Below are 20,643 nucleotides of genomic sequence, written 5' to 3'. Positions count from 1 at the left end.
AACAATGGCTTTTGCGCAAGCCTACGCAAAAAAGGCCCGCCAGCGTAGTGCCAGCGGGCCTTTCCCAGAACATTTTGTTCGTGAACTTAAGCTACAGCCTGAGCAGCGCCTTGAAAGGCCGGTGCAAAGACCTGCTCGGCAAACTGCTCCAGGGTAGTAGGCGTAGTGCCCTCGGCGGTGCGCGGCTCGTGCACCATAGCTTTTTCCTCGTTGATGCACTGGGTCATCTCCACGTACAGATCGGCCATCGACTCCGACAAACCAGCCCCCATCATGCCTTGCTTAGCTTGGTCGTAGGGAAACTGCACGTAAGGCAACTCGGGCCGTCCGATGGCTTGGCCCAGAACGGCAGTCGCCTCTTGCATTGAGTAATTGCGCGGCCCGAGCAGGGTCAGTACGGTGCGGCCAGCGGGCACGCCAGCAGCCAGAGCTTCGGCAGCGCGGGCCGCAATGTCCTGCGTGGCAATCATGGGAAAGGCCACGTCGGGGCGCGTAGCAGAGCCATTGAAGCCCATGCCCTGAATCAGCCCAATGCTGCTGAGCAGGTTTTCCATGAAGTAGGCCGGGCGCAGATGCACTACATTCAGGCCTTCGATGGCATTGAGGCGCTTTTCCTGCCGGTGTACGCCCACGATGGGGCCCGTCCCGCTTTCCAGATCGGCACCGATGCTGCTGAGGTTGACCACATGCCGCAGGCCCGAAGCCTGCACGGCGGCCGCTACGGCTTCACCCAGTTGGTCCTGGAAAGCCAAGTTATCGGGTGCTGTCACGTTGGGCGGCAGCATCAGAAAGGCAGCGTCGGCGCCGCGCAGTGCTTCGGTCAGGAAGGCCGTGTCGGCCAGGTCGCCGGGGCGTATTTCGGCACCGGCGGCTTCCAAGGGCTGTAGCTTTTGAGCCGAGCGCGCTACGGCCGTTACGCGGTGCCCGCGCTCTAGCAGGTGCTGCACAATTCGCGAACCAATGTTACCGGTCGCGCCGGTTACTACGATGTGTTGAGCCATATCAGAGACTGTTAAAATATTACTGCTGAAGTGGGTACCGCGGTATTACTTCCGGCGGCTACCGTGATTCAAAGGAAGCCCCTTACCTTCGCTTTAAGCAAGTACCAACAAAAAAGTAGGCTACCTACTTTTAACACAGTATTGCTGATTATCAGTAACTAAAAATTTCACCATGAGCAAGCTCACCAAGCAGCAGCAAGCTGAAATAGACTGGTCAGTGCAAAAAGCGCGCGGTGATACTCCTCCACCCTACGCATTTTGCCCGGTGCGCACTACCCTCAATGTGCTGGGTGGCAAGTGGAAATTGCTGATCCTCTCCTATCTACTGGAGGGGCCGCGGCGCTACGGCGAGCTGAAGCGGCTGATGCCGGAAATCACCGAGAAAATGCTCATTCAGGAGCTGCGCGAGTTGGAACTCGATGCCATCGTGGCACGCACGGTGTACCAGCAGGTGCCGCCCAAAGTGGAGTACCACCTTACCGAGCACGGCCGCCGCGTGCAGCCTCTGTTTCAGGCGCTCATCGGCTGGGGCCAAGACTACCTACACCGCGAGCAAGCTGCCGTGCTAAACCCTTAGCAGCAAGGATCGGCCAGGGCAGGCAACTGTTGCGGAGGCAGTAGCATCTGTTGATGTATTGAGTTCAAACTACACTGCCTCAGACTATGAAAACACCTTTCCTACCCCGCATAATCCTGCCGCTGGCACTGCTGGCCACCCTGCCGGCTTTCCGCTTCGCCGAGACGGTACCCGCAGCGCCGGGCATCTTGGCCGATGATACTGCCCGACAGCTGCGACAAGTAGGGGCTTTTACGCGCCTATCGGTAGCCACTTCGGCAGAGGTTATTCTGTTACAAGGCTCCACGCAAAAAGTAGAAGTAGTGGGCCGCCCTGACGACCTAAAGGACCTGGAAACAACGGTAAAGGACGGGCGCCTGCGCATCGGCACGCCGGAAGGCAACTGGCTGAACTGGCGCGGCTTCAAAGGGCCGGTAAAAGTGTACGTGACCATGCCCACAATTGAGGCCTTAGGTGTGAGCGGCTCCGGCTCCCTCCGTGCTGATCAGGCGCTTCGGGCCGATGCCCTGGATTTGTCGGTGAGTGGCTCTGGCCAACTAAGGGCGCCCATAACTGCCGAAAAGCTCCAGATTAGCATATCGGGCTCGGGCAGCATGAAGCTGAGTGGCAGCGCCCCCGTGGTAGTGGCCCACATTAGCGGCTCGGGGCGGGTAGATGCTGCCGAGCTGAAAGCCAACGACGGCAAAGTAAGCATCAGCGGCTCGGGCACTTGCCGGCTTAGCGTAGCCCAAACGTTGGACGCTCACATCAGCGGCTCTGGCAATGTGTACTACGCTGGCTCACCGCGCATTACGCAGCGCATCTCGGGCAGCGGCCGCGTTTCCAAGAGCTAAGCAGCCATCCAAAAGCGGATAGCCCTGCGGAGGTAGAGAGCTAGTTAAACTCAGCAGGACGCTCTGCTTCCGAAAGCTTACTTCCGGCCGAGGACTTAGAACCTCTGCCGCCAGCTTATAAAAAAGGCCCCCATCCTACCGGATGGGGGCCTTTCTCTTGGCATTTAGCCCAATTACTGCACCACCACTTTGGTAGTAGTGGTACTCTCAGGCGAGCTTACCCGCAGCTGGTACACCCCAGCCGGTAGGTTGCGCCCCTGAAGCTGCTGCTCCCGCGTGCCCTCGACCAGAGTTTCGCTAAGCACGGTGCGGCCGCTCAGATCGAGCAGTTGCACCCGGGTGCTGCGGCCGGCTGGCTGGGCCAGCTTCACGTTGAACGTGCCGTTGTTGGGGTTCGGGTACACCGTGGCTACGGGAGCTGCGGCATTGGCTTGGCCGCGCTGCACAGCTACCGGCTCGCTTATCGTGGTAGCTCCATCGTTATCTACCTGACGCAGGCGGTAGTAGCTCAGGCCAGGCAAGGGCTGATTATCGAAGTGACGGTAGTTGCGCCGCACGCTGCTGTTGCCGGCGCCGGCTACCCGCGCTACCGGGGTGTAAGTGCGGCCGTCGGTGGAGCGTTCCAGCTCGAAGTAACGGTTGTTTATTTCCTGCGCCGTTTCCCAGGTCAGCTCCACATTATTGCCCACGGGCCTGGCCCGGAAGCTTGTGAGTGTGATGGGCAGTGGCGTGCGGGCGTTCTGCACTCCCGAGCACAGCAGCGGCGTGGGCACCAGCTGGCGCGTGATGTTGGCATCCTGGCTCGACCACTCCAGCGAGAGGTAGCTACCGCCGGTAAACTGGCCGTAGTGAATCAGCACGTTGTGCAGGCCCTGGGTCAGCGTGGCAGTGCCGGTAATGGTGCGCGGCGGGTGGCCGGTACCGTTATCAATCAGTGCCGTTTCGGTGGTAGGCGGCGTAGCCAGTGCCGCGTTATCGATCCATAGGTACGAGGCGTCGTCGCTGGTCAGGTAGAACGTATACGTGCCGGAAGCCGGGACGTAGATGCTGCCGCGCATGCGGGCACTGAAGATAGTAGGCTCCTCGGCGGTACCGCTGATTACATCTCCAATATCGCCCCAGCTTTCGGCATCGATGAAATTAAGCTCGGGGTCGATGCGGATGATTCCTGGCTGATTGCGGGTAAAGAAGCCGTGGCGGTCGGTTTCATCGTCGAAATACCCTGAGTAGAACTCCGAGTAGAAGCCAGCGGCAACAGGCTGGGAACCGGGGTCAGAACCGGTGCAGCCGGGCGGCGGCGTGGGCGTAAGCACGAAGGTGAAGGCCAGGGGACGTTCCAGTGCGCCCTCGGCGTTGTACACGGCCACGTTTACTAGGTAGCGGCCTTCGGGTACGCCAGCGGCAGCTGTCAGCACACCGGTGGAGGTATTGATGCTAATGCCGGCTGGCAGTGCGGCCGCATTCAGCAGCGCAAAACCAGCCACCGGCAGCGGGCTGCTAACCGTAGGCGCAGGCGACACGGCTACCCGGCCGCTCACCTGCGAAACCGAGCCCGGCGAATAAGCCAGCGCCGTGGGCGGGTTGCGCATGGGTTGCACCACCGTGCAGAGCGCCGAGCTCGGCACAATCTGGCGGGCAATGCCGGCATCGGCGCTAGCCCATTCCAGGATCAGCTCGTTGCCGCCGGCTACTTCACCGTAGTGAATCAGGATATTGTGCAGCCCGGCCGTCAGGAACACGGTAGCGGAATCGGTACGCAGGCTGTGCACGCCACCGTTGTTTACCGTGGCGCGGTTGGTAAGGGCGGGCGCGTCGAGCGCGGCGTTGCCAAGCCAGAGGTAAGAAGCGTCGTCGCTGCTCAGGTAGAAGGTGTACTGACCCGTGACAGGCACGTAAATGCCACCCCGCAGGCGGACGCTAAAGTCATCTGGGTCGCCGGGAGTACCTGAAGCAGGCGGAATAATGGTACCCCAGCTAGGCGTATTGGCGAAGTTCACCACCGGGTCGATGCGCTGAAGCGCCGGGGTGTTGTTCACGAAGAATTCCTGGTTGTTGCCGAAGAAGCCCGCGTAGTACTCCCCGTACAGGCCACGGAACGCCGGGGCGCCACTGGGGTCGGTGCCGGCGCAGCCTGAGGGCGGTGGCGGGGCTACGTTGAAGGTAAAGACGTTGCCAAACGTGCTGGTCCCGCTGGCATTGGTAACAGACACGTTGACCACGTACGTCCCGCTAGGCACTGTAGCACTAGCCGAGAGTACGCCCGTGCTGCTATTGATGGTGATGCCGGGCGGCAAGGCAGCCGCGTTGGCCACTGCGTATTGCGTAACGGGCTGACCACCGTCGTTTACCACCGGAGCCACCGAGTTTATCACCGCGCCAGCCGCAGCCATAACGCTGTTGGGCGAGTAGGCAATGCCTTGCGGCACTTGCCGCTGGTTTTGCACGGCCGTACATAGGGCCGAGCTCGGCACGATTTGACGCGCAATGCCGGCATCGGCGCTTTCCCATTCCCAGGTGAGGTCGTTGGCGTATACGTCCTCGCCGTAGTGAATGAGTACGCTGTGCAGGCCAGCCGTCAGGTACACCGTGGCGCGCTGCTCCACGGAGCTGTGCCCACCGCCGTTGTCGATGGTAGCCCGGGACGTTTGGGCCGGCAGGTCGTGGGCGGCGTCATCCAACCAGAGGTAGCCGGCGTCGTCGCAGGTGAGGAAGAAGGTGTAGTTGCCACTGACGGGCACAGAAAGGGTCCCTCGGTACCGGACGCTGAATAGCTGCGGGTCGGCCAGGGAGTTGACGGCCGGCGGCAGGATGTTGCCCCAGCTGTTGGTCTGCGGAAAATTGATTTCCTGATCAATTCGTATCAGGCCGGGCGCATTCGAGGTGAAAAAGGACTGGTCGTCGGCAAAATAACCCGCGTAGTACTCGGCATACATGCCGTTGGTGGCGGGGTTTCCGCCCGGGTCAGGACGAGTGCAGCCAGTAGGTTGAGAAGAAGCTAAATGCGTGGTCAGAAGGCCTAGCGCAAACAGACAGCTCTTGATGAAAAGCGTGAAAAAATGCTTCATACCAAACAGCTTAAAAAGGTGGAGAAAACAGTGGTTGGCAGCCACTATACGGAATATACTAAACGAAGATTGGGTTATAAATTATTTATAAAATTATTTCTGTAATGCTTGATTTTACCGATAAAATCCACTTATATAGAGCCGGGCGTACTATGTATTTTTGTACATAAATGTGAATTCAGCACTTTACCGCAAGGCTGGCTGGGTGGTTTAGCCTGACCCAGCTTCTATAAGGCCCTCGTCAGTAAGCCGCCTTTTAACGCCCCCTTTCCGGGGCCTACTACGCTTGAGCTTCCGGCTGCTGGCACACCTTGGTATTTGATGTATAAACCCTGACCAGAAGTGTTTACTTGCAGGGCGGTCTGCTACTTTATCCGCTTCTATGGCGCACTCCATTCATCGCCTCCCCACTTGTGCTAACTGTGGCTATGATTTTAAAGCCGCCAACGCCCCCAACAACTATTGTCCGAGCTGTGGCCAGCAAAACCACGACTTAAACATCTCGTTTGGTCATCTGCTGGAGGAAACCCTTGAAGGACTGTTCCACTTTGACAGTAAATTCTTCCGGACGCTGGGTCTGCTGCTGTTTTTACCTGGCCGGCTTACCCGCCGCTTCAATCAAGGTCACCGCGTGGCTTACGTGCCGCCTATCCGGCTGTACGTATTCACCAGCTTTATATTCTTTCTAACAATCTCTTTGCTTACTGGCCACGACGAGCGACGCCTAGCGGACACGGCCAAAGCGGCCGGGCGGACTGCCGATATGGCTTTGGACAGCACCAAAGCCGTCATTGCCCAACGCCGCCCCGAAGCGCTACAACTAGACATGGGAGCCGTGAAGCTAGGCTTCAACGAGGGCGACTCACTCCAAATCGGCCAAATAGCTTTCGGTCCCGCCGAGCTACAACGCTACGCCACGCACCCTACGGAAGCGCGCACCGATTCCATGATTCGCAGCAAGGGTGTGGAGCCCACATTCTGGAACCGTACGGCACTACGCCAATGGGCGCGGCTGCGCGAGGCCACCGTTGATCAGCTGGTACAGCGCACCTTCAAGAACCTATCCCTTGCCATGTTTGTGCTTATGCCTTTGTTTGCACTGTTGCTCAAAGGCTTGTACGTACGACAGCAGCGCTTTTACATTCAGCACCTTATCTTCTCCCTGCACCTGCACTGCTTTGTGTTTGCGTTCAGGCTCATAGTAATGCTATGGGAAAACCTTTTGCGCAGCGACTGGCTCGGCCCAGTTCTGACGATAATTCCACCCGTATACTTGGTATTGGCGCTGCGCCACGTGTACCAGCAAGGCTGGGGCAAGACGGTAGCCAAGGCCCTGCTGTTGTCATTTACTTACGCGCTGGCCTTGCTCTTCACCCTCCTGTTTGTACTGGTCATCAGCTTGATTCAGCTTTAGGCAACTCACAAAAGATCAGCGCCGGCTGTTGTCCAAGGGACAGCAGCCAGCGCTGGTGTTAAGAATGATCTGAGCTTAGTTGCCAAAGATTCCTTCGAACAAGCCCGGCTTACGTGCTGGCTGCTCGTTCTTCGACTTGGTCTTCGTTTTGGATTTCGACCTGTTCTTCTCGTCGCTGCCGCTGAAAATGCCGCCCAGGAAAGGCTTCTCTTTTTCCTTTACCAGCACGTAGCGCACCGATACCGCGGTAGGAAAGCGGAACCAGTCGTCGTTATTGATTTCGTAGCTGGGCTTTAGATCAAACGATACCAGCAACGGGGCAATCGGCAGCTTCCACTCCACCCCCACAATGCCATCGAAGCCGCCGACGGTGCCGCGCTCCTTGTGGTTGCCGAGGTGGGCGCCCAGGCCCACGTAATAATTCAGGCTGCGGCCGAGCAAGGGAAAATGCTGCTCTGCCAGCACAGTACCCGTCACCTCGTTTGAGCGAAACAGCGCCAGGCCTTCCAGCGTGGTTTTCTCAAAAATGCGCTGCTGTACCGTCAGGCCGTAGTTGCCGCTACCGATGCGCGCCCCGGCGGCGGTGCGGTACTTCTGCGCCGCTGCTGGCACGGCGGCAATGATTCCAAGAAGTAAAGGGAGGGCAGGACGAAGAATACGCAGATGCATGCTGGCAAATAATGACGTGACCGAAGCAGTAAACGCTTCGGGTCCGGGCAAAGTACGGGCCATTTCAAGGATTGTTGGCCACCGCCGGTCTTGTTGGGCTTCTTCCGCAGGCCCAGTTAGCGCCTTTCGGGGCCTATTCTACGCGGATAAACGGCACAGAACCTTTTTCTCCGCTTCCCTCCCACCGGAGTACGTACCAGCCGGGTCGCAGCGTAGGCAGCAGGTAATTAATGGTGTTGATTCCGGGTTGGGGTACCGTCAGCCGTTGCCCGCCGTAGTAGCGTCCCAGTGCATCGTACAGCCGCACTACCACTTCCCCAGCGGCAGGGGCATTGTATTCCAGCCTTACCCTGGGGCCCTGGGCCGGATTGGGATACACAGCAAAGATGGGCCCGGGCTCCGTGCGCACGGTTATCGGAGTTGTTGGTAGGCTCAGGCCGTTGGTGAGCTGTACCTGCAACCGGTAGTAGACTAAGCCGCCCGGCACTTGGGCATCGTTGTAAGTGTAGGAGCCGCCCGCAGTGGGCGCTATCTGACCGACGCGCGTCCAGGTCAGGTTATCGGTGCTGCGCTCCAGTACGAATGCCTGCAGGTTGCATTCGTCGCGGGTAGTCCAGGTTAGCTGAACCCGGCCGCTGTTGGTTTGCGGAGTGAGCTGGCTGGTTAGCGGGGCGGGCAACATGGGGGCCGGCCCACAGCCATCGGGCTCCACACTACGCTGAAGTACTGTGAAGCCGCCTTGAATGTCGCGGGCAAAATCCAGCTGTCGGTTAAACTGCCCCCGTGACACCGCGTAGTGCATCACGGCAGCAGGCCGGGCTGGCGCAGTGGGCGTGGCTGGTACCAGCGGCGCAATGATGTGGGAAAGCTGATGGCCGTGGCCCAGTTCATGTACCGCCACCGTTTCAAAATCAACTTGCAGCGCTGTGGGCACCGTGGGCCCGAACTGCCAGGCCACCGCATCGTCGTACTGCATATCGATTTCCTTTACCCAGAAGCGCGTCTGCCCGTTAGCATCGCGGCAGCCTTGGTAATAGCTGGTGGTGCGGCCCAGCACCTGAGCCGGCAGCTCACTGCCCTGATCAAACTCCAGCGCGTTGATGTCGTCGTTGGCAATACCCCGGGCCGAGCGCGTACTGCCCATCTCCCAGTTGACGGTAGTTTGGCAGCGCCAGCTAGCCAGTGCCCGCCCAAAGGCCTGCATGGCCGCTGTATTCTGCGCAAAGGTGGCGTCGGGCCGGAACGTGTAGCCCCCGGTACCATTCTGGTTGAATAGCTCCGTGGGATAAATGACCTGCGTGTTGCTTTCCTGCACATTGGATATAGCATACACTACCGTAATGGTGGCGATGCTGCTGGTGCTTTGCTGATCGGCGGTGGTTACGCGCACGTTGCCCGTGCCAGCCGGGCGGCGGTCGGCACTGTAGGAAGGCACCCGCACCTGAATCCGGTTATCGGCCCACGACACGATATCCGAGGCCAGGGCACTGGTAAAGGTGGCGCCACCATCGTCGGCATTGCGGAAATCCACTGTCCCCCGGGCAGTGCCGAAGCCGCTACCCTGAATGGTAAGTACCGTGCCAGTGCCGGCCGTTACCGTCTGCGGCGAAAGGCTGGTAATCAGCGGGGCGGTGGTGCGGGACGCGGTGGGCGGGCTCAGCCGGCGCTGTAGCGCCGCGTTGAGTTCAGGATTGGCTTGGAGCAGGCGCACTGGTTGGCCCGTGAGGGCTACCTGCTCGCGGTAGAACTGTTCATCTATAAACGCATAGCGGCGAAACGGCTCGGCGGCGGTGGCCGCCTTCACATCATACCGAATAAAGCCTTGCAGACTGGCGTAGGGCATCCAGCTGTTCGGCTCGCTGACGCCGCTGAAGGTGGCGGGCTGTAAAAAAAGCAGGCCTTGCTCGCCCTTAGCTAGGGAAAGGGTATTGGTGAGCGTCTCCCGGTCGTCGTTCACGGTGCCGCCCTCCGTCAGCACCGTGAGCGTGGTGCCAGGCTCCCATCGGCCTTTAAGCAGCTTGTACACGCGCAAAGTATTAGCGGTGTAGATGTGCCGGTGCTGCGCGTCCCAGAAACTGCGCTGGGCCACCACCTCAGCCTCCACCACCAGCGCCGCTTGCCGGGCACGCTCGGTGGGGTCGAGAGGCAGTAACAAACACGCCGTAGAAGCCGCTGGTGCTGCAGTTTGCGCTAGTGCCACTGACGACACCCCGAACCCCAGCAGAAAGATAGCTACGCCGGCACGGCGCAAGGTTGATAGCAATGGCATAGCAAAAGGGTAAAAGCAGGCGAACAACATACGGTTTTCGCGGCAGGATGGTCGTAGGCCGCAACAAACCAACCGAACAAACCCGCCTCTGCCAAGCATAACCTGGTTTTGGCAGGGCAGTTCATTCAGGCTTCCCGCCTCGGCCAGATCTACGGCAGCGCTCCTACCCAGCTCCTTTGAGCCCTTCACCATTAAGCCTCACATAATCGGGTGAGTGCGGCAACTTCCGGCTTTAGGTTTGACTCTTGTGGTCAGTTTTGGTGTCGACACCGATTCCTCTATCCCTGTATATATGCACAAATTAGCTTGTCCAGCGTCATGCCGTAGGCTGCTGCCGCTGGCCGCCGGAACTCTGCTGCTCACCACCGCTCCCTGCCTGGCCCAATCCGACAGCAGCCGAGCGGCACTTACTGCGCCCCATTCAATGCTCAAAACAGGGCTAAACCTAGCCCACACATGGGACAGCCAGTGGGGCTTTACTGTGCCGCTTTACGCCGGCGCCGAGCGGCAGTCGGGTAAACATTGGTCCCTGACTCTCGATGCCAATGCCAATGTCGGGCTGGGTTACTTAGTAGGCCCTAAGGGCACCAAACTGGCCAGTTTCGCCTTGGCCTTGGGCCCTCGCTATTACTATAATCAAGCACGCCGAGCCCGCAAAGGCCAGCCGCTCCGTCCACTAAACGGCGGCTATCTGCAGTTGCAGTACCGCAGCACCTTTGAAGGCTTTTACTCCGAAGCTGGTGCGGGCTATCGGCTGAGGTACTTCCACCAGCCCGGCGCAGATCTGCTGTGGGGCTGGCAGCGCCGCTTCGGCAAGCATTTGTTTCTTGACGCAGGCCTAGGCTTGCAACTGCAGCACCGCGCTTGGGCTGATCCGGATGCCGGTTCTCACCTCGGCAACAACTGGTACTTAGAGCCGCAGCTACGGTTGCGCACCGGATTGGCTTTTTAAGTACTCAGCCCATATAAGCCTAAGAAAAGGATGCCATGCTTGGCTTGTCGAAGCATGACTACACGGGCAGTCATTGGACACGACTTGAAAGGTACCCGGCTTTAAAACAGCTTACCCTGCACCGGCTGCACCACCAACTTGGGTGCAAGCAGCTCGCGGCCAGTGAGCTTGCCGAGGCGCTGCAGGAAGTATTGTGCCCACACCGGCGCATCGTTTACCTCGCGCTGGTGGATGAAAAAGTAGACCTGCTGCAGGCCTTGACCCAACCAGGCCGCAATGCGTTCGGCCCAGGCATCGGCGCGCAAGTAATCGGAGCGGTGTAAGGCGTGGCCGTTGAAGCGCACAAAAGCAACAGGCGTGGTCAGGCGTTGGTGAAGTACATCGCGCCGGCCGGCCACGTCGCTCAGCACCCAGGTTTTGTTCAGGGCTTCGAGCAGGGCGGCAGTTTCAGCCATCAGGATTTGGTCGTGGTACCAGGCGGGGTGGCGCAGCTCCACGGCCAGCGGCAGGTGCCGCGGCCAGTCCAGCAGGTAGCGCTCCAGCCGCGCCAGTTGCTGCGGTGCAAAAGTGGGCGGCAACTGCAAAAAGGCCGAACCCAGCTGCTCACCCATGCTTTCGAGGGCGCGACAAAAGGCATTAGTTAGGTCGTCGGCGCGGTAAAGCTCCCGGTCGTGGCTGATGCTCTGGGGCACTTTGGGGCAGAAGCGGAAATGCGCTGGCACGGCCGCCCGCCAACGCCGCACCATTTCGGCATCAGGAATGCGATAGTGCGTTACGTTCACTTCCAAGCTATTGAACTGACGGCCGTACCACATTAGCTGGTCGGCTTCGCGCAGGCCCAGCGGATACCAGGTACCCAGCCACGACCGGTTGGTCCAGGTGGGGCAGCCCACCCAAATAGGGGCTGGCTCGGTAGCTGGAGCGACGCGGCTGAGCAGCGCGGTGGTATCGGGATGATCCGCAGGCAGGGTAAAGTCTACTCCGCGCACATCGGGAAGGCGGCCAAAGTCCATGCGCAAACCTACGCATTCCGGCGTCGCTCACCGGCTAGCGCCTTAAGCATTTTTACTGACTTTTGCAACCAGCTTTTGGATTTAACTACGTAAGCTCGGCTGTATTTTTTTTGGCGGCGGATAATCTAATTTTTTGTAGGCTAGCTTATCAATCCAGATAGAATACAAAACCACCCTAAATCAAACACAATCATCGATTTTGCACGTTATCGGATATTGCCTTTAATGCAAATTTTCTTCCCATAGCACAATTATCAAACATTCTGCTTAGGTTACGCCCAGTGCGCATTTGGATTGTATTCCACCGAGGCCAATAGTTTTGGCTGTTCACCAAAGCAGAGATTAATGAAGTTTAACCAACGACAGAACCTCTCGGGCTTGCTGATGATGTGGCTGGTAGCCGTGTTGCTGCTAGCTGGTTCATTCCCCACCCTTGCCGACGACACGCCCACTGCCTCGGCCTCTAAATCTGCAGTACTGCGCGGCCGCGCTTCCTGGTATGGCCGCGAACATCAAGGCAAGCGCACCAGCAGTGGAGCGCGCTTCGACCGCAACAAATTCACTTGCGCGCACAAGACCCTGCCCTTCGGCACGAAGCTGCGCGTAACCAACCCCGACAACGGTAAGTCGGTGGTAGTAGAAGTAACCGACCGTGGCCCCTACCGCCACCAGCGCATTCTGGATCTGTCCGAAGTAGCTGCCCGTCCGCTGGACATCGTTCGGCATGGCTCGGTGGGCGTAGTTGCCGAAGTAATGCCCGAGGAAACCCCGCTAGGGCCCGTGGCTGGCACCGTAGACATTCCGGCAGAGGAGCCGACCGATGTGGTCGTAACCGAAACCAAGCCTGAGCCCGCCGAAACCTACGTGGTGCAAGCCGGCACTTTCGGCGAATTGCGCAACGCCGAGGCCTTGGCCGCCCAGATCAAAACGTTCGATGCACAACTGCCTGTAGCCGTGCGCCAGGACAACGTCAACGGCCGCACGCTCAACCGCGTCATTGTGGGTCAGCGTCTGCCCCGCGCCCAAGCCGATGAGGTGTGGCGTCGCCTCCAAGGCCGTGGCATCAGCGCGCTGGTGCGCCAGGCCGAGAACCTGTAACCACTTTACCTCAGCAAGCCTCACTCAGCGGCCCCGGATGCTCAGCGTTCGGGGCCGCTGAGCCTTTGCTCCTTTATTCTCGCGCAGCTTGGCGCAAAGGTTTTCCTTGCGAACCTCCACGAGAAACTTTCCCGGGTTTGCGCGGCGCGTTTTTTTGTCGGATGTTGAGGGCTGCTATTGCCAGCTTCTCCTCCTATGCTGCGTTACATCCGGGCCGGCTTGGCTCTTTTGACCACCGGTGGCCTTGTGTGGGCCCTCAATACCAACCACGGCGAAGTGCCTGCTTTCGGCAAGTTCCTGAGCCCTTACGAAGGCTTCTGGCGCAACGGCGAAGCGGCCGATGCCTTCGCCGCCGAACAAACGCTTAAGCTGCCCGGCCTGCAGCAGCCCGTCACGGTGCGCTTCGACGACCACCGCGTGCCGCACGTCTTTGCCCAAAACGACCGAGACCTGTACTTCGCTCAGGGTTACCTCACGGCCCGTGACCGGCTGTGGCAGATGGAGTTTCAGACGCACGTAGCGGCCGGGCGCATTTCCGAAATCGTGGGTGAGCGGGCCCTGGAGTACGATCGGTTTCAGCGCCGCATGGGTCTACCGTACGGGGCCGAGCAGTCGTTGGCCGTGATGATGGCCAATCCCACCACGCGCACGGTGTTGGAATCGTATTCGGCCGGCGTTAATGCGTACATCAACTCCCTTTCGCCGCGCGAGTACCCGCTGGAATACAAGTTACTGAACTACGCGCCCGAGCCCTGGCAGCCGCTGAAGTGCGCGCTGCTGTTGAAGCTGATGGCCTGGGACCTGAGCGGCCGCTCCGACGATTTGCGCCTCTCCAACGTTCTGCACCACTACGGCCCGGCCGTAGTGCGCGACCTGTTCCCCGATTACCCGACCCGCGAAGACCCCATCGTGCCCGTGGGCACGCCGCTGGATTACCACCCCGTGAAGACGCCACCGGTGCCTGAAGTATTTGCCGCCGCCGCCTCGGATAAGGTGCCGGAGCGGGAACCCGACGCTGACCTCGGCTCCAACAACTTCGCCGTGAGCGGTAGCCGCTCGGCCTCGGGCTTGCCCATCCTGGCCAATGACCCGCACCTGCAGCTGAATCTGCCTAGCATCTGGTACCAGGTGCAGCTGTCGGCGCCGGGCGTAAATGTGTACGGTGTAACAATTCCCGGCGCGCCCACCGTCATCATCGGCTTCAACCAAGACGTGGCCTGGGGCGTGACCAACGTGGGCGCCGATGTACTGGACTGGTATCAGCTGAAATTCAAGGACAACACCAAGCGCGAGTACTGGCACGACAACCAATGGAAACCCGTGCAGCGGGTGGTGGAGCGCATCAAAGTGCGCGGCCTGCCCGACCGCCTCGACACTGTGCTATACACGCACCACGGCCCCGTTACCTACGACCGCGCCGAGAAGGTTTTCAACGAACAGACGCCCATCCGGCATGCCCTGCGCTGGACAGCCCACGAAGGCGGCAACGAGGTGCTGACTTTCTACAGCCTGAACCGCGCCCGTAACTACCAGGACTACTCCGCCGCACTGGGCACTTACGCCGCGCCGGCTCAAAACTTCATTTTTGCTTCGAAAGAAAACGACGTAGCCATCTGGCCCAACGGCAAGTTTCCGTTGAAGTGGAAAAACCAGGGCAAGTTTGTGCTCGACGGCTCCAACCCCACCCACGACTGGCAAGGCTGGATTCCGCAGGCCCAGAACCCGCACGTGAAAAACCCCAAGCGCGGCTTCGTATCGTCGGCCAACCAGTTTCCGGCTGGGCCCGATTACCCGTACTACATCGGCTGGGAGTTTGCCAGCTACGAACGCGGCCACCGTATCAACGAGCGGCTCGGGCGCATGAGTCAGGCTACTCCCGATTCCTTACGCGTGCTCCAAAACGACAACTTGAACCTGCACGCCCAACTGATGCTACCGAGGCTGTTGGCTCTGGTGCAGCCCCAACAGCTCAGCCCTGCCGAGCGCCGGACGTACGACGAGCTCAGCCGTTGGAATTACGTGCACGACGCGCAGGTCATCAGCCCGAGCATCTTCACGCTGTGGTACTCGCAGTTGGTAATGCGTATCTGGGACGACGATTTTGGCCCATCGACGGGCCTGGAAATGCGCTACCCGGCCCGCGACCGAACCGTCAACCTGATTCTGCGCCAGGATACTAGCCGCTGGATTGACGACCGCCGCACGCCCGAGCGCGAAACGCTGCCGCAGTTGGCCCTGGAGTCGCTGCGCTTCACCACCGATTCGCTCACTCGCAAGTTTGGGCCGTTGGGGCCGAAGTGGGCCTGGGCCAACACCAAGAGCACCGACATCCTGCACTTGGCCCGCCTGCCTGGCTTCGGCCGCATGGATGTGGACTGCGGCGGCGGCGCGGCCATCGTGAATGCTACTACGGAGCGCAACGGGCCTTCCTGGCGTATGGTGGTGGCGCTGGGCCCGCAGCCCAAAGCCTACGGGGTGTTCCCCGGCGGCCAAAGCGGCAACCCCGGCTCGGCTCACTACGATGATCTGATTGAAACCTGGCGCGTGGGCAACCTCAATGAGCTGATTTACCTGACCTCGGCCCAACAAGCGCACCCACGGGTCAAGGCTGCCTGGACTCTGCAGAACCAGTAATTAACAACGGCGCAACACCTGCCTAAAGGTCATTTAAGGGCTCGAACTACTGCTTTACTGCAGTCATTGGCCGGTAATGCTGCTGCATTATCAACGCGAAAAAAGACAATAATGAAGGTACTTAAGCGAGGTCAACCCCATGCTCAACCGGACGCAGGGCAAACAAAATGGGCAGGAAGTAACTGTTAACTATACCATGCCCGTTACCTTTCAACTGCCTTCTTAGCCGGGTGGGAAGTAACTTGCCCTATCACCAGTGGCTTTTTGCCACCGCTTCCAATGCCTCGACCCGCTTTTATCCTGCTTCGCTAACCTTCTCACCTTATGCGCAGTACGCTCACGCTCTTTCTTTTGATCTTGGTGTTAGCGGCCGTAGTGCAGCTGCTTCTGCCGTGGTGGAGCCTTACCGTGGTAGCCTTTGGGCTAGCTGCCTGGCTAGCTCGCCGGTGCGGACAGGCGTTTGTGGCCGGCTTTGCGGGCGCTGCGCTGGGCTGGCTGCTGCCGGCCTTGTACCTGTACCTACAGAACGATGGCCGTTTGGCCAGCCGAGTAGCCTCTTTATTGCCATTGGGCGGTAATGGGTGGCTTGTCATCCTGGTATCGGCGGTGGTAGCTGGGCTGGCGGGCGGGCTGGCAGCCCTAAGCGGCTACTTGCTGCGGCAGGCCTTACGCCCAACGCTTCCAGCCTTACCTAAACAGGCATAACAAAACCGCCCGACTCTAGTCAAGTCGGGCGGTTTCAATTTGGGGAAATGCTTGGCTACAGCACCGGGTTAGTTATAGCCGGAGATGAATGAAAAGGCCTCCAATGTGTATTGAGCGGCCGAGGTAAAATGGTTACCGCCCTGAATGGGGCGCAGCTGCACTTGCGTAGCGCCCTTGGCGCGCATGGCCCGGTACGCATCTTCGGAGTTGAAGTAGGGCACGTAGTCGTCGGCGGTACCGTGGAATAGGGCTACCGGGGCTGTGGGCTTCCAATCGAATACGTCATTGTCGCGGAATGAAGCCGCTATAGCCTGATCGGTATTGTTGAGCACGCCCGTACGGAACGACTGCGTAAACAGCTGGCTGGCCTGATTGGGCACCGAGCCGAACGGGTTGGTTTGCAGCTGCCCAGCCCAGGGCTGGTTGAAGTAGTAAGTGGCCGGACGGTTGATAGAATACACGCGGTTATACGTATCCAGCACCCACACGTAGCTGCCCAGGAAGTTGAGCGGCTGAGTAGAGTTCAGGATATAATTGGCGAAGGCCGTTTTGTGATAAGCTCCAGCCCCTGGTGCGCTGGCCGTCACCGTAAATTCAGCGGCGTGCTTTTCCTCGATGAGCTTGTGCAGGGCCATTGTCGCAAAGCCGCCTTCCGAATAGCCAAGCAGGAAGTTCTTCTGGTTTAGCTGTACCCGCTGCTGCTGGCAGAACTGGCGCGCGGCCCGAAGCATATCCAGCGAGGTAGAAGCCAGCGAAGCGGCGTGCTCGTACGGGTGCGGCAGTTCCTTGGAGGCCCCGTACCCAATGTAGTCTGGCGCGGCCACGATGTAGCCCGTGGAAGCCAATACCGATACGGCCGAATACACCTCGCTGCTGGAGCTATAGTAAGAAGGGGCACGGGCTTCATCGTCGGGCGAAATGGTGCCGTGCTGGTAGCTCAGCAGCGGTAGCGCCTGCGTCGTCACGGGCACCAGCAAAGCACCGGAAGCCGTGATTTCGCGCCCATCGGTATTGAGCGTGGTGTAGGTCAGCTTGTATACCTTGATAGGAAGACGAGCCAGCGCGCCAACCAACGGCACCCGTCCGGCCAAAGTACGCTGATCGTACTCGCCGATCAGCGTGTTGCTGATGAGCTTACCGGTGGTAGCTGGCGGCGTGGTATCGGTGGTAGCAGGTGCGGAAGTCGCCTCCTTTTGGCAGCCCATACCGGGCACCACAAACAGGAAGGAGCTTAGCAGCCAAAGGCGTGTGAATCGATGGGAAAGCTTGCGAAGTATCACGGGAAGACTAAACAGTGGAATCAGTTCACTCACAACAAGCCCAGCCACAAAAGATTTCTTGGGCTCCGAAAAAAGTCAAACCCTCTACTTGCTTACATAAGCACATAGCCTTGATCAGCTTTACAAACGTAGCATGAGCGAAACAAAACTAAATCAATAGTTGCATAACTAAATACTTAGTTATACGTTCATACCCAGCAAAGCACATTATGGAAACCTTACCTGAACTCACCCGCGCCGAGGAGCAAGTTATGCAGGTGCTCTGGCGCCGCGGACCCTCTTTTGTCAAGGAAGTGCTGGCCGAAATGCCCAGTCCCCACCCCGCTTATAACACAGTCTCGACCATCATCCGCATTCTGGAGCAGAAGGGCTACGTCGGCCACGAAGCTTTCGGGCGCACGCACCGTTACCACACCTTGGTGGCGCAGGATGAATACCGGCGCTTTTCGTTGCGCAAGTTGCTGGGGGGTTACTTCGGCAACTCCTTCAGCCGGCTTGTCTCCTTTTTCGCGAAAGAAGAAAATCTGACCGCCCAGCAGCTCGATGAGTTGCTTCGCCACGCTCAAGAACCCACGTCTGGCCCTACCAACGATGATACCAAGCCTGTTTAACTGGATGTGGCAAAGCACGCTCTGCCTTGGCGCGTGCTGGGTGCTGTACCACACACTGCTGCGGCGCGAGTCGTGCTTCGGCTACAACCGCGCCTACCTGTTGCTGACGCCTCTACTGGCTGCGGTGGTCCCGCTGTTGCCCTGGGCCCAGTGGTGGCCGGTGGCCGCGGCTGTCCGCCAGGTTGGGATGCCTAGCCTAGTGCTGCCCGCCCTGCGCATCAGCGTCACTGCCCAAGCAGCCGGAGCTACTAACTGGGGTCTGCTGATTTACGGCGCGGGCGCCTTGGCCACGCTGATTGCCGCTGGCCTGCGGCTGTGGCCGCTGTGGCGCCTGACGCGCCAGCTGCCCGCTGAAAAACGAGACGGCTATACCCTGCGCCTGACGGGCGGCCGCGTGCCCGTCAGCTCTTTTGGGCATACCATCTATTGGGATGAAACCAGGCCCCTCACTTCTGAGGAAGCAACACAAGTGCTGGCGCATGAACTGGCCCACGTGCAGCAGGGCCACACCGCCGACCGGCTGTGGCTGGAGCTGTGCCGCGCAGCCTTGTGGTTTAACCCCATTATCCATTTTTACCCGCGCGTTCTGGAGCTCACCCACGAGTACCTGGCCGATGCAGCCGCGCTGCGCAATGCACCCACACCTGCAGCCTACACCGGCTTACTCGCCCGGCAAGCCACGCAATGCTGGGCTCCAGCTCCCGCGCTGGCCCACGCTTTCACCACATCCCAAACCCTTAACCGTATTGCTATGCTCCAACGACAGTCGCTTACCAGCGCGTGGCGCAAATGGGCGGTAGTGCCCGCTTTGGGCGCCGTGCTTGCCCTTGTGGCTTGCGAAAAGCTCGATGCGCTTGGCTCGCTGCCCCCTCCACCGCCGCCAGCGCCGGAAGCTCCCTTGGCCCCACCACCGCCACCACCTCCTCAAGCTTCGGCAGTGATTGAGGAAGTGGACCAAATGCCTGAATACCCAGGTGGTATATCGAAATTGATGCAGGACATTGGCGCCAGTCTGCGCTACCCTGCGGAGGCGGTGGAGGCCCGTCAGGAGGGCCAGGTGATGGTGCAATTCGTAGTGCGGGCCGATGGCTTTACTGAAAATCTGCGCATTGTGAAAGGAATTGCAGCCAAACCCGGTCAGGAAAGGGTGGCCCGCGCAATGGAGGCAGCAGCGCTGCATGCCGTTGAGCACTTGCCCGGTATGCGTAACTGGCAACCGGCTCAAAAGAGCGGACAAGCAGTGGCCACCAGCATGACCCTGCCCATATCTTTTGCGCTTTAATGCAAGCTGCTCTCCGTTTTTATCTAGTCGGCCCACTGCCTAACGGTAGTGGGCCGACTTTTTAATACCGATTTAACCGCCGAGCTTATCAGATAGCAGCAGTCCGACGGGTTCCTTTCCTGAAAAAGGCTCTACCTTTGTGGTCGTTTTCAGCTCATCAACGCCCTAATAGTGACGCATTTCGCTTACGCTTCCTACTTAAAATCGGCCCTGATACCCGCTTTGGGCCTGTTGCTCACCACCACCTTACTGCCTGGCTGCGGTACTCGCACCGACGCGGAGAACTCCGCTGGTACGCCCAGCGCCGAAGCCACCAAGCCTGCCGTGGTGGACACCGTCAAGCTGAAGATGGAAGCCATGCGGCGCGATTCCCTCAAGGCCGACTCCATTGTGCGGGCCAGCGGGCAACTGCCAGGCGCTATTCTGCCCGGCAAGCGCATCATTGCTTTCTATGGCAACATTCGCTCGAAAGGCATGGGCATTCTGGGGCGCGAGCCAAAGGAGCAGATGCTCGCCAAGTTCCGTCGTGTGCAAAAGGAGTGGCAGGATGCTGACCCCAGCATTCCGGTGCAACCAGCCCTGCACAACGTAACCATCACGGCCCAGGGTGCTCCCGGCAAGGATGGCATGTACCGCCTGATGAACTCGAAGGCTACCATCGAGGAGGTTATCCGCTGGGCACGGGAAAACAAGTGCATCCTGTTCCTGGACGTGCAGGTGGGCTGGAGTGACCTGGAAAGCGAACTACCCAAGCTCGCTCCGTACCTGAAAGAGCCAGACATTCACCTCGGCATCGACCCCGAGTTTGCGCTTAAGACCAAGAAGGTTAAGCCCAACCGCAAGATTGGCACCTACGATGCCAAGGACGTGAACTTTGCCATCAACTTTTTGGCCCGCATCGTATCGGAAAACAAGATTCCGCCGAAAGTGCTCATCGTGCACCGCTTCACGCAGGGCATGATTACCAACTACCAGAACATCAAGCCGGACCCGCGCGTGCAGGTGGTGATGCACATGGACGGCTGGGGCAACCCAACTCTTAAAAAGGACTCTTACAAAGCCTACATCGAGAAGCAGCCCGTGCAGTACACTGGCTTTAAGCTCTTCTACGAGTACGACCCCCGTCCGGCGCCCCATCACATGATGACGCCTTCGGAAGTACTAGGCCAGCTCAACCCGAAGCCGCTCTACATCCAGTATCAGTAGCAACTAAACGGTGAGATAATGAAATGGAGAGTTT

The 20,643-nt window shown here is 59.3% G+C and carries 16 protein-coding genes; 10 read left to right on the top strand and 6 right to left on the bottom strand.

Annotation, left to right across the window (positions count from 1 at the left end):
• Window positions 1–86: 86 nt before the first annotated feature.
• Window positions 87–1,001: an SDR family NAD(P)-dependent oxidoreductase gene (locus tag AC5FXY_RS06855; protein WP_493555907.1), complete on the bottom strand. Its 915-nt coding sequence runs from the start codon at window positions 999–1,001 to the stop codon at window positions 87–89.
• 172 nt (window positions 1,002–1,173) lie between these two features.
• On the opposite strand from AC5FXY_RS06855, the gene AC5FXY_RS06850 reads away from it, so the two are divergent.
• Together AC5FXY_RS06850 and AC5FXY_RS06845 are read left to right on the top strand one after the other, a co-directional pair.
• Window positions 1,174–1,578, top strand: a complete 405-nt coding sequence (locus tag AC5FXY_RS06850) for a winged helix-turn-helix transcriptional regulator (RefSeq protein WP_493555906.1) — start codon at window positions 1,174–1,176, stop codon at window positions 1,576–1,578.
• An 86-nt stretch (window positions 1,579–1,664) separates the two neighbouring features.
• Window positions 1,665–2,411, top strand: coding sequence for a head GIN domain-containing protein (locus tag AC5FXY_RS06845; protein WP_493555905.1), 747 nt, complete (start codon window positions 1,665–1,667; stop codon window positions 2,409–2,411).
• 173 nt (window positions 2,412–2,584) lie between these two features.
• On the opposite strand, the gene AC5FXY_RS06840 is transcribed toward AC5FXY_RS06845, so the two are convergent.
• Window positions 2,585–5,476 carry a PA14 domain-containing protein gene (locus AC5FXY_RS06840; RefSeq protein ID WP_493555904.1) on the bottom strand — a complete coding sequence of 964 codons (2,892 nt, stop codon included), beginning with the start codon at window positions 5,474–5,476 and terminating at the stop codon, window positions 2,585–2,587.
• A gap of 382 nt (window positions 5,477–5,858) precedes the next feature.
• On the opposite strand from AC5FXY_RS06840, the gene AC5FXY_RS06835 reads away from it, so the two are divergent.
• Window positions 5,859–6,890: a DUF3667 domain-containing protein gene (locus AC5FXY_RS06835; protein WP_493555903.1), complete on the top strand. Its 1,032-nt coding sequence runs from the start codon at window positions 5,859–5,861 to the stop codon at window positions 6,888–6,890.
• A gap of 75 nt (window positions 6,891–6,965) precedes the next feature.
• Here the strand turns inward: AC5FXY_RS06835 and AC5FXY_RS06830 are convergent, their stop codons facing one another.
• Window positions 6,966–7,559 (bottom strand): hypothetical protein, encoded by a 594-nt coding sequence (locus tag AC5FXY_RS06830; protein ID WP_493555902.1) that lies wholly within the window; start codon window positions 7,557–7,559, stop codon window positions 6,966–6,968.
• 133 nt (window positions 7,560–7,692) lie between these two features.
• On the bottom strand, window positions 7,693–9,828 hold the full coding sequence (locus tag AC5FXY_RS06825; protein WP_493555901.1) for an IPT/TIG domain-containing protein: 2,136 nt from the start codon (window positions 9,826–9,828) through the stop codon (window positions 7,693–7,695).
• 424 nt (window positions 9,829–10,252) lie between these two features.
• On the opposite strand from AC5FXY_RS06825, the gene AC5FXY_RS06820 reads away from it, so the two are divergent.
• A complete protein-coding gene (locus AC5FXY_RS06820; protein ID WP_493555900.1) occupies window positions 10,253–10,780 on the top strand; it encodes a hypothetical protein in 528 nt (175 codons plus the stop codon).
• 101 nt (window positions 10,781–10,881) lie between these two features.
• Here the strand turns inward: AC5FXY_RS06820 and AC5FXY_RS06815 are convergent, their stop codons facing one another.
• The gene (locus tag AC5FXY_RS06815; protein ID WP_493555899.1) at window positions 10,882–11,793 is read right to left on the bottom strand and encodes a DUF72 domain-containing protein; all 912 of its coding nucleotides are present in this window, start codon (window positions 11,791–11,793) and stop codon (window positions 10,882–10,884) included.
• Between the two features lie 345 nt (window positions 11,794–12,138).
• Here AC5FXY_RS06815 and AC5FXY_RS06810 point away from each other — a divergent pair, with 345 nt between their 5' ends.
• The 3 genes from AC5FXY_RS06810 to AC5FXY_RS06800 all read left to right on the top strand — a co-directional run bounded on the left by AC5FXY_RS06810 (window position 12,139) and on the right by AC5FXY_RS06800 (window position 16,230).
• On the top strand, window positions 12,139–12,891 hold the full coding sequence (locus AC5FXY_RS06810) for a septal ring lytic transglycosylase RlpA family protein (protein WP_493555898.1): 753 nt from the start codon (window positions 12,139–12,141) through the stop codon (window positions 12,889–12,891).
• A 195-nt stretch (window positions 12,892–13,086) separates the two neighbouring features.
• Window positions 13,087–15,525, top strand: a complete 2,439-nt coding sequence (locus AC5FXY_RS06805) for a penicillin acylase family protein (protein WP_493555897.1) — start codon at window positions 13,087–13,089, stop codon at window positions 15,523–15,525.
• Window positions 15,526–15,849: 324 nt separating this feature from the next.
• On the top strand, window positions 15,850–16,230 hold the full coding sequence (locus tag AC5FXY_RS06800) for a hypothetical protein (RefSeq protein ID WP_493555896.1): 381 nt from the start codon (window positions 15,850–15,852) through the stop codon (window positions 16,228–16,230).
• Between the two features lie 68 nt (window positions 16,231–16,298).
• Here the strand turns inward: AC5FXY_RS06800 and AC5FXY_RS06795 are convergent, their stop codons facing one another.
• Window positions 16,299–17,510 carry an alpha/beta hydrolase family protein gene (locus AC5FXY_RS06795; protein ID WP_493555895.1) on the bottom strand — a complete coding sequence of 404 codons (1,212 nt, stop codon included), beginning with the start codon at window positions 17,508–17,510 and terminating at the stop codon, window positions 16,299–16,301.
• Window positions 17,511–17,719: 209 nt separating this feature from the next.
• Here AC5FXY_RS06795 and AC5FXY_RS06790 point away from each other — a divergent pair, with 209 nt between their 5' ends.
• From AC5FXY_RS06790 to AC5FXY_RS06780, 3 genes are all read left to right on the top strand, one after another.
• Window positions 17,720–18,121 (top strand): BlaI/MecI/CopY family transcriptional regulator, encoded by a 402-nt coding sequence (locus AC5FXY_RS06790; RefSeq protein ID WP_493555894.1) that lies wholly within the window; start codon window positions 17,720–17,722, stop codon window positions 18,119–18,121.
• A complete protein-coding gene (locus AC5FXY_RS06785) occupies window positions 18,102–19,403 on the top strand; it encodes a TonB family protein (protein WP_493555893.1) in 1,302 nt (433 codons plus the stop codon). Before AC5FXY_RS06790 ends, AC5FXY_RS06785 begins: the two co-directional genes overlap by 20 nt.
• A gap of 171 nt (window positions 19,404–19,574) precedes the next feature.
• A complete protein-coding gene (locus AC5FXY_RS06780; protein ID WP_493555892.1) occupies window positions 19,575–20,609 on the top strand; it encodes a hypothetical protein in 1,035 nt (344 codons plus the stop codon).
• Window positions 20,610–20,643 lie beyond the last annotated feature (34 nt).

The organism is Hymenobacter sp. FMD4 (assembly GCF_058932745.1).
Note: the sequence above shows the minus strand (reverse complement) of the source record. Positions and strands in the feature narration are given on the sequence as shown.

Coding starts and splice junctions, on each gene's coding strand:
- AC5FXY_RS06855 (WP_493555907.1), bottom strand. CDS start 1,001: ATGGCTCAACACATCGTAGTAACCGGCGCGACCGGTAACATTGGTTCG.
- AC5FXY_RS06850 (WP_493555906.1), top strand. CDS start 1,174: ATGAGCAAGCTCACCAAGCAGCAGCAAGCTGAAATAGACTGGTCAGTG.
- AC5FXY_RS06845 (WP_493555905.1), top strand. CDS start 1,665: ATGAAAACACCTTTCCTACCCCGCATAATCCTGCCGCTGGCACTGCTG.
- AC5FXY_RS06840 (WP_493555904.1), bottom strand. CDS start 5,476: ATGAAGCATTTTTTCACGCTTTTCATCAAGAGCTGTCTGTTTGCGCTA.
- AC5FXY_RS06835 (WP_493555903.1), top strand. CDS start 5,859: ATGGCGCACTCCATTCATCGCCTCCCCACTTGTGCTAACTGTGGCTAT.
- AC5FXY_RS06830 (WP_493555902.1), bottom strand. CDS start 7,559: ATGCATCTGCGTATTCTTCGTCCTGCCCTCCCTTTACTTCTTGGAATC.
- AC5FXY_RS06825 (WP_493555901.1), bottom strand. CDS start 9,828: ATGCCATTGCTATCAACCTTGCGCCGTGCCGGCGTAGCTATCTTTCTG.
- AC5FXY_RS06820 (WP_493555900.1), top strand. CDS start 10,253: ATGCTCAAAACAGGGCTAAACCTAGCCCACACATGGGACAGCCAGTGG.
- AC5FXY_RS06815 (WP_493555899.1), bottom strand. CDS start 11,793: ATGGACTTTGGCCGCCTTCCCGATGTGCGCGGAGTAGACTTTACCCTG.
- AC5FXY_RS06810 (WP_493555898.1), top strand. CDS start 12,139: ATGAAGTTTAACCAACGACAGAACCTCTCGGGCTTGCTGATGATGTGG.
- AC5FXY_RS06805 (WP_493555897.1), top strand. CDS start 13,087: ATGCTGCGTTACATCCGGGCCGGCTTGGCTCTTTTGACCACCGGTGGC.
- AC5FXY_RS06800 (WP_493555896.1), top strand. CDS start 15,850: ATGCGCAGTACGCTCACGCTCTTTCTTTTGATCTTGGTGTTAGCGGCC.
- AC5FXY_RS06790 (WP_493555894.1), top strand. CDS start 17,720: ATGGAAACCTTACCTGAACTCACCCGCGCCGAGGAGCAAGTTATGCAG.
- AC5FXY_RS06785 (WP_493555893.1), top strand. CDS start 18,102: ATGATACCAAGCCTGTTTAACTGGATGTGGCAAAGCACGCTCTGCCTT.